The 14,255-nt window shown below is 31.9% G+C and carries 15 protein-coding genes; 8 read left to right on the top strand and 7 right to left on the bottom strand.

What is annotated here, in order from left to right; all coding sequences use genetic code 11:
* Position 1: 1 nt before the first annotated feature.
* Positions 2-391 (top strand): peptide-methionine (R)-S-oxide reductase MsrB, encoded by a 390-nt coding sequence (msrB, locus tag ACVEGE_RS18710; RefSeq protein ID WP_173853363.1) that lies wholly within the window; start codon positions 2-4, stop codon positions 389-391.
* Positions 392-609: 218 nt separating this feature from the next.
* Here msrB and ACVEGE_RS18715 read toward each other — a convergent pair whose 3' ends face one another.
* On the bottom strand, positions 610-1,560 hold the full coding sequence (locus ACVEGE_RS18715; RefSeq protein ID WP_192500953.1) for an NAD(P)H-dependent flavin oxidoreductase: 951 nt from the start codon (positions 1,558-1,560) through the stop codon (positions 610-612).
* A 298-nt stretch (positions 1,561-1,858) separates the two neighbouring features.
* On the opposite strand from ACVEGE_RS18715, the gene ACVEGE_RS18720 reads away from it, so the two are divergent.
* The 3 genes from ACVEGE_RS18720 to ACVEGE_RS18730 are packed head-to-tail and all read left to right on the top strand — an operon-like array spanning position 1,859 to position 4,229.
* Positions 1,859-2,473 (top strand): hypothetical protein, encoded by a 615-nt coding sequence (locus tag ACVEGE_RS18720; protein WP_192500954.1) that lies wholly within the window; start codon positions 1,859-1,861, stop codon positions 2,471-2,473.
* Between the two features lie 2 nt (positions 2,474-2,475).
* A complete protein-coding gene (locus tag ACVEGE_RS18725) occupies positions 2,476-2,769 on the top strand; it encodes a winged helix-turn-helix domain-containing protein (protein WP_173853366.1) in 294 nt (97 codons plus the stop codon).
* A 53-nt stretch (positions 2,770-2,822) separates the two neighbouring features.
* On the top strand, positions 2,823-4,229 hold the full coding sequence (locus ACVEGE_RS18730) for a DUF4153 domain-containing protein (RefSeq protein ID WP_192500955.1): 1,407 nt from the start codon (positions 2,823-2,825) through the stop codon (positions 4,227-4,229).
* 230 nt (positions 4,230-4,459) lie between these two features.
* Here the strand turns inward: ACVEGE_RS18730 and pdxH are convergent, their stop codons facing one another.
* The 5 genes from pdxH to pyrR all read right to left on the bottom strand — a co-directional run bounded on the left by pdxH (position 4,460) and on the right by pyrR (position 8,016).
* Positions 4,460-5,104 (bottom strand): pyridoxamine 5'-phosphate oxidase, encoded by a 645-nt coding sequence (gene pdxH, locus ACVEGE_RS18735; protein WP_173856120.1) that lies wholly within the window; start codon positions 5,102-5,104, stop codon positions 4,460-4,462.
* A 44-nt stretch (positions 5,105-5,148) separates the two neighbouring features.
* Complete coding sequence (locus ACVEGE_RS18740) at positions 5,149-6,054, bottom strand: ribonuclease Z (protein WP_192500956.1); 906 nt, start codon at positions 6,052-6,054, stop codon at positions 5,149-5,151.
* Between the two features lie 66 nt (positions 6,055-6,120).
* Positions 6,121-6,453 (bottom strand): ribonuclease Z, encoded by a 333-nt coding sequence (locus ACVEGE_RS18745; RefSeq protein ID WP_192500957.1) that lies wholly within the window; start codon positions 6,451-6,453, stop codon positions 6,121-6,123.
* Positions 6,454-6,506: 53 nt separating this feature from the next.
* Positions 6,507-7,433 (bottom strand): aspartate carbamoyltransferase catalytic subunit, encoded by a 927-nt coding sequence (locus tag ACVEGE_RS18750; protein WP_173853371.1) that lies wholly within the window; start codon positions 7,431-7,433, stop codon positions 6,507-6,509.
* A 43-nt stretch (positions 7,434-7,476) separates the two neighbouring features.
* Complete coding sequence (pyrR, locus tag ACVEGE_RS18755; protein ID WP_173853372.1) at positions 7,477-8,016, bottom strand: bifunctional pyr operon transcriptional regulator/uracil phosphoribosyltransferase PyrR; 540 nt, start codon at positions 8,014-8,016, stop codon at positions 7,477-7,479.
* A 177-nt stretch (positions 8,017-8,193) separates the two neighbouring features.
* Between pyrR and ACVEGE_RS18760 the strand changes: the two genes are divergently transcribed.
* Positions 8,194-8,367, top strand: coding sequence for a hypothetical protein (locus tag ACVEGE_RS18760; protein ID WP_173853373.1), 174 nt, complete (start codon positions 8,194-8,196; stop codon positions 8,365-8,367).
* A 67-nt stretch (positions 8,368-8,434) separates the two neighbouring features.
* Here the strand turns inward: ACVEGE_RS18760 and ACVEGE_RS18765 are convergent, their stop codons facing one another.
* Positions 8,435-10,054 carry an ABC-F family ATP-binding cassette domain-containing protein gene (locus tag ACVEGE_RS18765; protein ID WP_173856118.1) on the bottom strand — a complete coding sequence of 540 codons (1,620 nt, stop codon included), beginning with the start codon at positions 10,052-10,054 and terminating at the stop codon, positions 8,435-8,437.
* Positions 10,055-10,319: 265 nt separating this feature from the next.
* Here ACVEGE_RS18765 and ACVEGE_RS18770 point away from each other — a divergent pair, with 265 nt between their 5' ends.
* The 3 genes from ACVEGE_RS18770 (at position 10,320) to ACVEGE_RS18780 (ending at position 14,162) form a co-directional block, all read left to right on the top strand.
* Positions 10,320-11,789 carry an MFS transporter gene (locus ACVEGE_RS18770; protein WP_173856117.1) on the top strand — a complete coding sequence of 490 codons (1,470 nt, stop codon included), beginning with the start codon at positions 10,320-10,322 and terminating at the stop codon, positions 11,787-11,789.
* 107 nt (positions 11,790-11,896) lie between these two features.
* Positions 11,897-13,081, top strand: coding sequence for a hypothetical protein (locus ACVEGE_RS18775; protein WP_192500958.1), 1,185 nt, complete (start codon positions 11,897-11,899; stop codon positions 13,079-13,081).
* Between the two features lie 463 nt (positions 13,082-13,544).
* Positions 13,545-14,162 (top strand): GNAT family N-acetyltransferase, encoded by a 618-nt coding sequence (locus ACVEGE_RS18780; protein ID WP_192500959.1) that lies wholly within the window; start codon positions 13,545-13,547, stop codon positions 14,160-14,162.
* Positions 14,163-14,255 lie beyond the last annotated feature (93 nt).

Here is a 14,255-nt window from a genome sequence, read left to right on the forward strand (position 1 = left end):
AATGGAATATCCTTTAAATAAAACTGAAGAACAATGGAAAGAAGAATTAGGTGAAGAAAGATACCAAATTCTACGCCAAAAAGGAACTGAAAGAGCACACACTGGAGCATATAATCTAAATTACGAAAAAGGGACTTATTGCTGCGGTGCTTGCAAGGAACCGCTTTTTGCAAGTGACTCTAAGTTTGATGCTCACTGCGGTTGGCCCTCTTTTGACGATGCCATTCCCGGAAAAGTAAAAAATGTACTTGATAAATCACACGGCATGATTCGTACCGAAATTGTTTGTGCAAATTGTGGAAGTCATTTAGGACACGTTTTCAATGATGGTCCCACACAAACAGGGCAACGTTTCTGTGTAAACTCCCTTTCTGTGGATTTCGAGAAATAGTAAAATAAGATTAGCTTGGAGGTGCCCTTCCTAAAAAGTCAGGTCGCGCTATCCGCTACAAGTCCGCGCTCTTCCTGCGTCAGGCTGTGGGCTTTTCGCTACTATCCCTCACCCATAAAAGTGTATAAATCACTCATAAAAATAAAAAAGCTATTATATCACAACCGGATATAATAGCTTTTTTTTATAGGATATTTGTCAAAACAAACATTGTAATATTAAGAACAAATTCGGTCAACAATTTTAGAAACAGTACTTATTTCAGTCGTGTTTTCAATTGTAGGACCAGCAACCCAAACCGTTTTATACGTAACCTCAGTTGCCGCTTTTGTCACTGCATTAGAACCTATCATGTAACGGATCATTTTAACCCATTTTTTTAAGGTTTTATTCTTATTTAAGGTTCTTTCAATCCAGGATTGTCTAGTACCTACTTTTTGAACATAAGGCGTGTTAATTACGGTACAAGGCGTTCCTGAAATTTTCTCAGTCAATACAATATCTTTTGCATTATAATCTACACAAGCTTGTTTGTATTCTTCTGAAACTCCCGACTCTATTGTCGCAATAAACGGACTACCCACTGATACCCCTACTGCACCATACGACATCATTAAATCCAATTCTTTCTTAGTACTCACACCACCTGCTGAAATTACAGGTAACATAGTATTTTCGTTTAATTCTTTGATTAATTTCTCTGGCGAAAGATTTCCGCGGTGCCCTCCTGCTTGATTGTTTACTGCTATTAAAGCATCTCCTCCAAGACTCTCTACTTTTTTGGCGAAAGCCAAATCAGTTACGTCACAAAAAACTTTAATTCCAACTTTATGAGCTGCATTAATCGTTTCTTCAGGCGAGCCTAAAGAGGTAATGATAAAGTCTACTTTTTCCTCACATAAAACCGCTAGTTGGTCTTTATATTTGATATTCGATTTATTCACAATTAAATTATAACCAAAACTTCCACCAGGAACTTTAGCCGCTTTCAATTCTTGAATCGAAGCACGCAACTCTTCTAGCGTACGGTAATTCAATGCTGGAATGCATCCAGCAACACCCGCTTTCATTCCTTCGATTACCATTTTAGTATTCGAAACAAGAAACATAGGCGCCATAATTAACGGACGATTAATTTGCAATAGCGATGTAAGCGTAGGTTTTATCATTTTTGGGATTTTTTAATTTAACAAATATATACAAATTTACTATGCGTGCCTAGTATATTTGTCTCAAACCAAATTATAGGAATTCCTTTTAATCACTTTTATACCATACAATTTCAAAAAACACAAATATAAATTACCCTACTTTAAAAGCAATAAATCGTAACTATTTGATAAATAGTATTTTAATTTTTAAATTATTTTAATTTAAAATATCATTTATCATAACAAGAAAATTTAAACACTTTTTCTTTTATTATTTGAAATAAATCATAACTTTGCAATTCAAAGTACTTTAATTATGAGTCAAAAACACCAAGAAGATTTAATGCATATTCGTTCCATGATGGAACGCTCTTCCCGTTTTATATCCTTAAGTGGATTGTCTGGCGTATTTGCAGGACTTTCTGCCTCAATTGGTGGTTGCTATGTGTACTTTAGATTGAAAAACATAGGAGTTGATTATCTAAATAATGAAAATAAGTATTATGATCGTGCCTTGGTCAATGAGTTTTTTATTGTGGCACTGATTGTTTTATTTTTTGCTTTGACTTTTGGGATATTTTTCACTTTACAAAAAAGTAAAAAAAACAAGCTCCCTATATGGACATCAACTACTAAGAAATTATTAGTAAATCTAGCGATTCCTTTGTTTGTAGGTGGTTTATTTTGCTTATCACTATTATTACACGATTTGTTTGTTTATATAGCACCCACAATGTTACTCTTTTATGGTTTGGCGTTAATCAATGCTGAGAAATATACTTTTTCTGATGTGATATACCTTGGATACCTTGAGCTACTTTTAGGCTGTGTATCATTATTTTTTCTAGGAAAAGGACTTTTATTTTGGATTGCTGGTTTCGGGATATTACACCTACTTTATGGAATTATTCTGTATAAAAAATACAAATAACCATGAGTATTATAGGCAAACTAAATAAGGATTTTGAAAGCAGAGTAAGATTGGGCATTATGTCTATCTTACTGGTGAATGATTGGGTAGACTTTAGCGAAATGAAAGCCTTACTTGAAGTAACTGATGGAAACCTAGCCAGCCATTCTGCTGGATTAGAGAAAATGAATTACATAGAAGTAAAAAAAGAGTTTGTAGGTAAAAAACCGAGAACTTCATACAGAGTAACCAATATTGGGCGCATCGCTTTTAAAGAGCATTTAAACTTTCTTGAAAAATTAATAAAATCAAAATAACCTTTTTTTTAACTTTTTACTTTGAAAAACAAAGTACTTTTAAATACTTAATTATGAAAAAACACCAATTAATCCTCGTTTCTACAGCTATCTTCACGTTACTATTTTACAAAGAAGGTATCGGTCTTAATTTAGCGCTCTTTTCTTTACTCCTAATTGGTTTGATTATTTATCAAACGACTAATAAAAGTTTGTTTTTTAAACTCTTAACTGGTACGGCATTATTGTCAGCATGCTCATTTGCTTGGTATGGAGATATAGCTTCTTTTATTGCCGTTTTTTTATCATTAGTTTTTTTACAATTTCAAAATAAAGACAGTCAAATAAAACTTATTCAAACGATTCCCATTGTTATCATTAATGCCATCACATCAATTGGAAGACCGTTTATCTTTAGCCAATGGTTTCCAAAAACAAAAATAGGTAACGATACCGCCAAAAAAATAATAGCGTATTTCTTGATTCCTACCCTTTTTATTGTGGTGTTTTTTGTAGCCTACTCTTTTGGTAGTGATACTTTTTCATCCCTTTTTATATATGAATTAGACATAGATTTATGGCAACTAATTTTAATTTCACTATTAGGCTTTTATATTTCATTCAGTTTTTGGAATTACTTTGTACCTGAATATTCTAATAAAATAAATGTTAAATTAGAAAATGATTTTTCATCAGAATCGAAAGATAAAAACAACCGAAGCTTTTCTTTTTTAGATTTAGAATTTGAACGAAAAAGCGGGGAAATTTCACTGATCTTACTTAATATTATGTTACTCGTTTTTATTGTAACTTATAATTACGAGCAATTTTTTAAAGTAGAAACGGTTACTAATCTTAGTGTCGCAATTCATGATCGCGTAAATGCTGTAATCATTTCGATAATTATGGCTGTAGGAGTTATTCTATTTTACTTTAAAGGAGGTTTCAATTTTGATACTAAAGCAACATTACTAAAGCTTTTAGCAAAAATATGGATTGGCTTAAACGGAATATTGATTATTAGTTCAGCTATAAAAAATTCAGAATACATTATGCAATATGGACTAACCTATAAACGACTTGGTGTTTATGCTTTTTTAGGAATCACACTAAGCGGTTTAATTTTTACTTATTTCAAAATCAAAAAACAAAAAACAAATGCTTATTTATTTAACCAAATGGTTTTATGTTTGTATGGTTTGGTTTTACTATGTGCTTTTTTTAATTGGGGAAATTTAATAACAACATATAATATTAAAACAAATAAAGGAGTAGATGCAGAGTTCTTAAGCGATTTAAATTTTAATGATGAAGCTCGAAGAGCATATTTTATAGATCAAAACTTAAATGGTGATTATAATGAGGTGTATAGAGAAAAAAACATTTATCGAAATCAGAATGAGCATTTTCTATCTAAAACACTTTATTACGAATCAATTCCAAAAATAAAAGTCGTGCCAGTACAGAAAATAAATAGATAATAAAAAAAGCTGACAGAAATTAAATTCTGTCAGCTTTTCTATTAATTAACCAACCAAGTAATTATCTATTATACATACTACTTTTCGGTTATGTTTATAGTAGATTTAGGGCGAAATCTTAACTATTGTATTGTTGTAATTCTCTTCAAATATATGCTTTATTCAGACAAAAGACGAAATAAACCCGACGAAATACATCTTATAATTATGTATTACAGAAAAACATTACATCAAGGAGATAGTCTTTCAATTTTCCAGCTGTAATCATCTCCGCTAGTATAACGTATTCTATCATGCAATCGATTGGGTCTTCCTTGCCAGAATTCAACTTCTACAGGAACCACTAAATAACCGCCCCAATGTTTGGGTCTCGGAATTACAATACTATCATAATCCTTTTCTAATTGCAATAAATTTTCTTCTAAATAAGCACGAGAAGGAACCACCTCACTTTGATTTGAAACAATTGCTCCAAGTTTACTTCCGTCAGGACGTGATTGAAAATAATTATCAGAAACATGCTCGGATACTTTTTGAGCTATTCCTTTTATAATCACTTGTCGTTCCATACTGTGCCAAAAAAATGACAAACAAATATGTGCATTTTCGGCTATAGCCTTTCCTTTTTCAGAATTATAATTGGTATAAAAAATAAAACCTTCTTCGGTAAATTTCTTTAATAACACCACCCTAGCCTTTGGAAAACCATCAATTCCTATTGTAGAAACAGTCATAGCATTTACTTCTTCGGTACCCCCAAAATCTTCTATTTCATGAAACCATTTGTTAAAAAGATTAATTGGATCTTCAGGAACATTTGTTTCTAATAGTTCACTCTTTTCATATGATTTTCTGTAATTACTTAAGTCGTTCATATTGTTTCTTTTTGGATAATAATAAAATTAAAAATTGTCAAACTTTAAAATTCAAAGCTTTTACCATCATCAGCTAACAACACATTTGGAAAAATAGTAATAGCTTGCTCTTTGAATAATTCAATATTGTCATAACGGGTTGAATAATGCCCTAAAATTAACTGTTTCACATTTGCTTTAAGCGCTATTGTTGCCGCTTCCTTAGCTGTAGAATGCATAGTTTTTCCTGCTAATTTCTCTTCTGATTCTAAAAAAGTACTTTCATGATACAATACATCTACGTTTGCGATTAACGGAATAATAGCTTCATTATAAACCGTATCAGAACAAAAAGCATAACGCATAGGTAAAGGTGGATCTAGTGATAATTTAGCATTATCAATCACCCGACCATCATCTAGAGTAATGTCTTTTCCGTTTTTTATATTTTGATAATAACACTTATCTATTTCATAGCTTTGAACAGCCTGAATATTTAATTTACGTGTTTCTGTTTTTTCTTCAAATAAATAACCATTAGTATAAATACGGTGTTTTAACGGAATAGTGCGCACTAAAACCTTGTCATCTTCAAAAACTACCACACTTTCTTTAGCTTCTAGTTCGTTAAAATGAAGATTGAATGTTGGCCAAGAATTCGATAATTTCAATTGCAATTTAATAATCTCTTTAATTCCCTTAGGTCCGTGAATATATAAGTCGGTTTTCCGTCCCAATAACATAAAGGTCGAAATTAACCCAATAAGTCCAAAAAAGTGATCGCCATGTAAATGCGAAATGAAAATATGGCTAATCTTTGAGAATTTAATTTTGTTTTTGCGAAGTTGCACTTGTGTTCCTTCACCACAATCAATAAGAAATAATCGGTTTTTAATTTCTAAAATTTGAGCTGTAGGATTGGTAAATGTACGTGGTGTGGCTGCATAGCAACCAAGTATAGTTAAATTCAATTGTAAAGTTTATTCGGTTAATCCTAATTGGCATTCGATTAAACAATCTAAGAAATAGTTTTTTTTTTAAAACCCTAAATCGCGTTCAATCTCTTCCATTTCTATAATATCATGTGCTTCTAAAAGTGACGGAACAACCGTAAGTTTATCAGAAACAGCATTAAAATCAATGTCATTAGCAACAATTACAAAAGATTTTTTAGCTTTATTATGTAGTGTAGCAAGCGGTAAAAACAATTCAATATCTTTTGCAGTTAAATCACTGTGGTACGAGAGATCAATCGTAATATTTTGTTTTTCGAATGTTTTATATTGATGAGTAACTTTCATTAAGAAAGCAGTAAAATCACCTTGAGTATCTTTAATTATAACAGTATGTGCTTTTTGATCTACTTTCATTATCGTTTATTTTAAAGAATTTATAGGAGCTAAGGTAATACCCTTTTTTTAAATTATTGAATTTTTGAAGCCAAAAGATAAATTACCGCCATTCTAATTGCTACGCCGTTTTCTACTTGATTTAAAATTACAGATTGGCTAGAATCAGCCACGTCAGATGTGATTTCGACTCCTCTATTTATAGGTCCTGGATGCATTACTACGATTTCTTTATTTAAAGAATCCAATAAGGCTTTATCTAAACCATATTGTTGAGCATATTCTCTTGTTGAAGGAAAAAAATTGACATCCATACGTTCGTTTTGCACGCGAAGCATGTTAGCCACATCACACCATTCTAAGGCTTTTCTAAGATTAGGTTCTACAGTAACACCTAATGATTCAATATACCTAGGAATTAAAGTTTTAGGACCACAAACTTTAACTTCTGCTCCTTGCATTTGCAATGCGTAAATATTAGAAAGAGCTACTCTAGAATGCAGAATATCACCTACAATAACCACTTTTTTTCCTGCTACGTCTCCTAGTTTTTCTCTAATAGAATAACTATCTAATAGCGCTTGTGTAGGATGTTCGTGAGCACCATCACCAGCGTTTACAATACTCGCTTTAACATTATTAGATAAAAAATGGGCTGCTCCAGGAGTAGCATGACGCATGACCACCATATCTACTTTCATGGAAAGAATGTTGTTGACAGTATCAATTAATGTTTCTCCTTTTTTTACAGATGATTGTGCTGCCGAAAAACTAATTACATCGGCTGAAAGTCTTTTTTGAGCTAATTCAAAAGAAAGCTTGGTACGGGTACTATTTTCGAAAAAGATATTGGCAATAGTAATATCACGCAAAGAAGGTACTTTCTTTATAGGTCGGTTAATAACTTCTTTAAAATGATCTGCTGTTTCAAAAATAAGGTCAATATCATTCTTGTTAATGTATTTGATACCTAATAAATGATTTACGCTTAATTCTTTCATTCTTTTTCGATTAAATATTTTATAAGATTAACTCTTGAATGGTCTAATTTGTAATTAAATAAACACCGTCTTCACCATCTTTCTCTTTCCAGTTTACCTTCACTTTTTCATCATTAATAGCATCGACTTGTCTGCCTCTATAGTCTGGTTGAATAGGTAAATTGCGACTAAAACGTCTGTCAATTAAAACGAGTAATTCAATTTCTGATGGTCTCCCAAAAGATTGAATCGCTGTCAACGCAGCACGAATACTTCTTCCTGTAAACAAAACATCATCAATAAAAATGACTTTTTTGTTTTCGACAATAAAATTGATTTTAGTTTTATTTGCTTCTAAAGGCTTATCGGTTCTACGAAAATCATCTCTAAAAAAGGTGATGTCTAAATAACCCAACATGATTTCAGGCGTATTGTATTCCTTTTCTAGAATTTCCTTTAAACGTTCAGCCATAAAAGTTCCTCTAGGCTGAATCCCTACTATAATTGTATCCTTAAAATCGAGATGTTTTTCAACTAATTGACAAGCCAAACGGTGTAGAATGATGTTGACTTCTTTTGAATTAAGTAAAACTTTTTGAGTCATAGTAAGATATAATGTTTGGTTGTGCAAATATACAAATTCAAATGTATGATTTCTAAAATAAAGACGGAGAAAATGCATCTCATAATTTCACAACTCTTTAATATAATTATATAATTAGGTCCACACACTAACTTTGTAATTTTACTTTATCAAAATTTAACACTTAAAATCAAAATCATGAGAAATAAATTAACTCGATTATTAATGCTAAGCATAGTATTATTTTCATTCACAAGTTGCGAAGTTGTAGGCGGAATATTTAAAGCAGGAATGGGTGTAGGTATCTTTATTGTGATTGCAATTATTGCCTTAGTTATTTTTGTAGGCGCAAAAATGTTTGGAAAAAAATAAAATCATAAAAAACTCCTGTAAATTTAATTACAGGAGTTACTATTTTAGTATATCAATAAACAATTGTTTATTTAGCGTACATTTTTGTTCTTAATTCTTGTGTTTTCTCGTCATCTAGATACTCATCAAAAGTCATATAGCTATCAATTGCGCCGTTAGGTGTCAACTCTACTACTCTGTTACCAACCGTTTGTGCAAATTCGTGGTCATGAGTGGTAAAAATAACCGATCCTTTAAAGTTTTTCAAAGAGTTGTTAAATGCGGTAATCGACTCTAAGTCCAAGTGATTTGTAGGTTCATCTATCATCAAAACGTTAGCTCTTTCCATCATCATTCGGGACATCATACAACGTACTTTTTCTCCTCCTGATAACACTCTACATGTTTTTAATGCTTCTTCTCCAGAGAAAATCATTTTACCTAAAAAGCTACGAATATTTACTTCATCACGTTCTTCCTCTGTTTTAACCCATTGACGTAACCAGTCTACAAGAGATAAATCATTTTCAAAAAAAGCGTGATTTTCAACTGGTAAATAGGCTTGATTAGTTGTTACACCCCAATCATAGTTTCCAGTGTCTGCTTTTCTATTTCCATTTAATATTTCATAAAAAGCAGTTGTAGCTCGAGAATCTTTAGAAAATAATACAATCTTATCTCCTTTTGCCATATTCAAATCTACACCTTTAAATAAAAGTTCACCATCAATAGAAGCGCTTAGATTTTGGATGTTTAAAATTTGATCTCCCGCTTCACGTTCTTGGTCAAATATAATTGCCGGATAACGACGACTTGAGGGTTTAATCTCTGAAATATTCAATTTCGAAATCATTTTTTTACGAGAAGTAGCTTGCTTAGATTTGGCAACATTGGCACTAAAACGACGAATAAACTCTTCCAGCTCTTGTTTCTTTTCTTCGGCTTTCTTGTTTTGTTGTGCGCGTTGCTTAGCTGCTAATTGACTAGACTCATACCAGAAAGTATAATTACCTGAATAATGATTTATTTTACTAAAATCAATATCCGAAATATGCGTACAAACTGAATCTAAAAAGTGACGGTCATGCGATACAACAATTACCGTGTTTTCATAATTTGCTAAAAAGTTTTCTAACCAAGCAATGGTTTCAAAATCCAAATCATTGGTAGGCTCATCCATGATCAATAAATCCGGGTTTCCAAATAAAGCTTGCGCCAAAAGGACACGAACTTTTATTTTCCCCTCAAGATCTCCCATCAAGTTATAATGATGTTCCTCACCTATACCTAAATTAGATAACATTGAAGCAGCATCTGAGTCGGCATTCCAACCATTCATCTCTTCAAACTGTACTTGTAACTCCCCTATTCTATCCGCATTCTTATCGTTATAGTCTAAGTAAAGTTCGTCCATTTCTTTCTTAACAGCATACAAAACTTTGTTTCCCATTATTATGGTTTCCAAAACAGTGTGCTCATCAAACATATTGTGGTTTTGGTTTAAAACCGACATACGTTTACCTGGTTCAAGATGAATATGTCCTGAAGTAGGATCCATCTCACCTGAAATTATTTTAAGAAATGTTGATTTTCCAGCACCATTGGCTCCAATAACCCCATAAATATTACCGTGTGTAAAGGTGGTATTTACTTCGTCAAATAGGATTCTTTTTCCAAATTGTACTGATAAATTATTAACTGTTAACATGAATGTCTTTTTATAAATTTGTGCAAAATTACAAAAAAAATACGGATTCTAAGAATTGCTTTACGCTTTAAATACACCCCTCAAATTTCTTAATTTTATAAGTTTACCAACCGTTATAAATAGATATAAATCAATCAAATGCTTCAAAAACTATACATTGTATAATTTTATCAAGTTTTTTTTAAATATATTTTTTTTTGATAGCCTTTAAATATACATTTACGTTCGAACTAATAAGCTATTTTAAAACTAATCACTAACTATTATGAATTCAGAAAATGTACAAACCAAATGGGGACAATTCATCTCGCTGATCATTGTTTTCTTTTTTTGGGGTTTTGTTGGGTCTGCTAATGACATACTAATACCCGTATTCAAAAAAGTATTTACATTATCTCAGGTACAATCACAGTTAGTAGCCTGGGCATTTTATGTAGCCTACTTTGTAGGATCAATTATCTTTTTCTTGATTTCATTAAAAGTAGATGTTTTACAAAAATTTGGATACAAAAAAACATTATCAGCAGGTTTGTTACTATCAGCAGTTGGATCATTCTTATTTGTACCCGCAGCTACAATGCAAAGTTTTCCTTTTTTCTTGACTGCCTTATTTACAGTAGGTCTTGGATTTTCTATTCAGCAAATTGTAGCGAATCCATTAGCAATTAAAATGGGAAGTCCCTCTACTGGCGCACACCGCTTGACTTTAGCTGGTGGAATCAATTCATTTGGAACTACAATTGGTGCCATTTTATTAGGAATAGCATTATTTGGAATGGGGAATGATAAAAAAACAACCCTTTCTCTTGAAGATATAAAATTACCCTTCATCATTTTAGGGATAGCGTTTATTGTGGTTGCCATTTTTATGAATTTTTCTAAAATTGAAAATCCTACAAAAATTGAAAAAACAATTATAAATGAAGGTACAGATAAATTCCGAATTCTAGATTACCCACAGTTGTACTTAGGAATGTTAGGGATTTTTATATATGTAGGAACTGAGGTAACTATAATTAGCAACCTACCGGCATTGCTACATACTGCCGAGTTTGGCCGAATTCTAGAAGATGCCATTTCTCCTTTTATCGCTTTATATTGGGGAAGTTTAATGATTGGCCGCTGGAATGGCGGTGTGAATGTATTTAATACTTCAAACCTTGTCAACACAGCGCTTAAATTTATCGTACCCGCAATAGCATTTGGAGTTATAATTGGAGCCAACGTTTTTGCACAACATGATGTTTCTTCCTTTTATATTTACCCAATCTGGATTTTACTATTTATTGGAGTAAGTTTTGTAGGTGGTAAAAATGCTGGAAAAACATTGATGCTTTTTGGTCTTTCTGGATTATTAATGATGTTTGCAGGTCTCGTATGTACCGATACTGAAATTGCTAAATTCTTCTTTATATCTGGAGGGCTATTCTTATCAATTATGTGGCCTTCTATTTTTGATTTAGCTATAGCGGGATTAGGAAAAAATACTGGTAAAGCATCTTCTTTCTTAATCATGATGATTCTTGGAGGAGGAGTTATTCCGCTAATTCAAGGAAGTATTTGCGATATCGATCTTACTAGTCCTAATGGAATATTTGGTATTTCATGGACGCATTTCTCTTATGTAATTCCGTTACTTGGTTTTGCATATTTAGGATGGTACGGTTTTTACTGCCCTAAAATTTTAAAAAGACAAGGAATTAACCATGTCGAAACCGAAGGCGGAGGGCATTAATGATAAACTAACACATCAAAACCATCAAATCTACTTTGATGGTTTTTTTATGGCATCAATTTTGAAATCATAGCTTATATAAAATATATTTGTCTAAAATTAGCATTATGAAAAAAACAATACTCTTATTCACTTTTATACTATTTATCGCTTCCTGTGGGGTTAAAAAAACTCAAAACTTATTAAGTGAAGGTGATTATGATGCCGCTATTGATCGCGCTGTAGAAGGTTTGCGTTCCAATAAAAATGCTAAAGGAAAACAAGATTATGTTTATTTACTTGAAGAGGCTTTCGCCAAAGCTAAAGAACGTGACTTACGCAATTTAGACTTACTTGCTAAAGATGGGAATCCGCGTAACTATGAAGTGATTTACAAAACGTACTTACAATTAAACAACCGTCAAGATAGAATCAGACCCATACTTCCTTTGCCATTATTGAATAAAGGTAGAAATGCTTATTTTCCTTTCGACAATTATAATGACAAGATTATCTCTAGTAGAAATACTTTATCTAAATATTTATACGATAATTCAAAAGCATTAATGCTTACCAATGACAAATTAATATTTCGTCGTGCTTACGATGATTTGAATTATTTGAACCAAATTAACCCCAACTATAAGGACGTTGTTAAATTAATGGATGAAGCACAATTCAAAGGAACTGATTTTGTTAATATTGCTTTAAAGAATGAAACAAATATGGTTATTCCAACACGTTTGCAGCAAGATTTACTTGATTTTAGCACTTACGGAATGAATGAAAAATGGACAATCTACCATAATGTGAAACAAAAAGGCGTTAACTACGATTATGGACTAATTATAAATTTTACCAACATTATGATTAGCCCTGAACAAGTTAAAGAGAATGTTTTTTACAAAGAAAAACAAATTAAGGACGGCCTTAAAACACTACTTGATAATAGAGGAAAAGTGGTAAAAGACAGCCTAGGAAATGCAATAAAAATTGATAATTTTAAAACTGTAAAAGCACGAATTTATGAGTCTAACCAGTTTAAAGCTTGCCAGGTCACGGCCAACGTTGATTATGTAAACCTGAAAACTAACCAGCTATTACAATCGTTTCCTATAAACAGTGAGTTTATTTTTCAAAATAGTTATGCAACTTTTAAAGGAGATAGAAGAGCTTCTGATGAGGAGTATAACGCGTATTTTGACCGTGACTACTTACCATTCCCTACAAATGAGCAGATGGTTTTTGATACTGGTGAAGACTTAAAAAATAAAGTGAAAAATATTATCCGAAACAACCGACTCGGAAATTAATTTTAAAACTCACTAATAAGCAGCTCTTTAAGACTACAATCTTAAAGAGCTATTTTGTTTTTAATAACATCCTACTTTAATTTTGTGATAATTTTTTTTTTTTAATCAATGTATTATATTAATATGTACTTTTGCAGTAATGAAAAATAAAAGTTTACATATAACTTCTATCTCACGGATAAAATTGACTCCTGCTTCGCCCGAAGTACGGACACTATCATTATAGTGTTTATTTAAGTCATTCGATTTTATTCATTTTTTCATTTTCCTGTTTTGAAATTCCAACTGTATTCCATTGGATTTACATATCCAAAAACCTGTATTATAACTGTATTGATACCATTTTTAACTAAATGTTATTCAATTACTTATACTCGTTTATTAAATAATAAATCGGTAACTTTCAGTCGTATTTCTGCTACTATCAAACAATCATTTTTAACTCAAAAATTCATCTTTTAAAATGAATATCTCCATTATTATAGCACAGGAAGAACATTTTAAGTACGCACAAGTTATATGCGATACCATAGAATCATCTGCCCTATTGAGAGGAACCGGAATAGCCAAACGTACCCCAGAATACATCCAGAAAAAGATGGAAAATCAAGATGCCGTAATTGCACTAGTTGATGGTATTTTTGCAGGTTTTTGTTATATCGAAAGCTGGCAAGAAAGCAACTATGTCGCGCACTCTGGATTGATTGTACATCCTGATTTTAGAAACCTTGGCTTAGCCAAAAAGATTAAATCTAAAGTATTTGAATATTCATTGAAGAAGTATCCCAATGCAAAAGTATTCGGAATCACAACTGGTTTAGCAGTAATGAAAATCAACTCTGAACTAGGCTATAAACCGGTGCCGTTTTCGGAGTTAACCACCGATCCTAGTTTCTGGAAAGGCTGCCAGACGTGTACTAATTACGAAATCCTAAAAAGTAAAGACAATAAAATGTGCTTGTGTACTGGAATGTTGTATGATCCAAAAGAGAAACCAAAAGTACCGCCAAAACATACGTTCAATACCCGGATTTGGAACCGATTGAAAAAAATAAAGCAAGCGCTTTTCTTAGAAGATTAATTCCTAGTCCTCCCAGAAAAATAGGGAGATATAACAGGGAAATACCGAGAAGCATAGAATAATTAATTAAAATAGTAACCCAATAAACGTCCA

The organism is Flavobacterium sp. PL002, from assembly GCF_054165825.1.

Coding starts and splice junctions, on each gene's coding strand:
- ACVEGE_RS18745 (WP_192500957.1), bottom strand. CDS start 6,453: ATGAAAGTAGATCAAAAAGCACATACTGTTATAATTAAAGATACTCAA.
- ACVEGE_RS18775 (WP_192500958.1), top strand. CDS start 11,897: ATGAAAAAAACAATACTCTTATTCACTTTTATACTATTTATCGCTTCC.
- ACVEGE_RS18770 (WP_173856117.1), top strand. CDS start 10,320: ATGAATTCAGAAAATGTACAAACCAAATGGGGACAATTCATCTCGCTG.
- ACVEGE_RS18765 (WP_173856118.1), bottom strand. CDS start 10,054: ATGTTAACAGTTAATAATTTATCAGTACAATTTGGAAAAAGAATCCTA.
- ACVEGE_RS18720 (WP_192500954.1), top strand. CDS start 1,859: ATGAGTCAAAAACACCAAGAAGATTTAATGCATATTCGTTCCATGATG.
- ACVEGE_RS18780 (WP_192500959.1), top strand. CDS start 13,545: ATGAATATCTCCATTATTATAGCACAGGAAGAACATTTTAAGTACGCA.
- ACVEGE_RS18750 (WP_173853371.1), bottom strand. CDS start 7,433: ATGAAAGAATTAAGCGTAAATCATTTATTAGGTATCAAATACATTAAC.
- ACVEGE_RS18715 (WP_192500953.1), bottom strand. CDS start 1,560: ATGATAAAACCTACGCTTACATCGCTATTGCAAATTAATCGTCCGTTA.
- ACVEGE_RS18760 (WP_173853373.1), top strand. CDS start 8,194: ATGAGAAATAAATTAACTCGATTATTAATGCTAAGCATAGTATTATTT.
- pdxH (WP_173856120.1), bottom strand. CDS start 5,104: ATGAACGACTTAAGTAATTACAGAAAATCATATGAAAAGAGTGAACTA.
- pyrR (WP_173853372.1), bottom strand. CDS start 8,016: ATGACTCAAAAAGTTTTACTTAATTCAAAAGAAGTCAACATCATTCTA.
- msrB (WP_173853363.1), top strand. CDS start 2: ATGGAATATCCTTTAAATAAAACTGAAGAACAATGGAAAGAAGAATTA.
- ACVEGE_RS18730 (WP_192500955.1), top strand. CDS start 2,823: ATGAAAAAACACCAATTAATCCTCGTTTCTACAGCTATCTTCACGTTA.
- ACVEGE_RS18725 (WP_173853366.1), top strand. CDS start 2,476: ATGAGTATTATAGGCAAACTAAATAAGGATTTTGAAAGCAGAGTAAGA.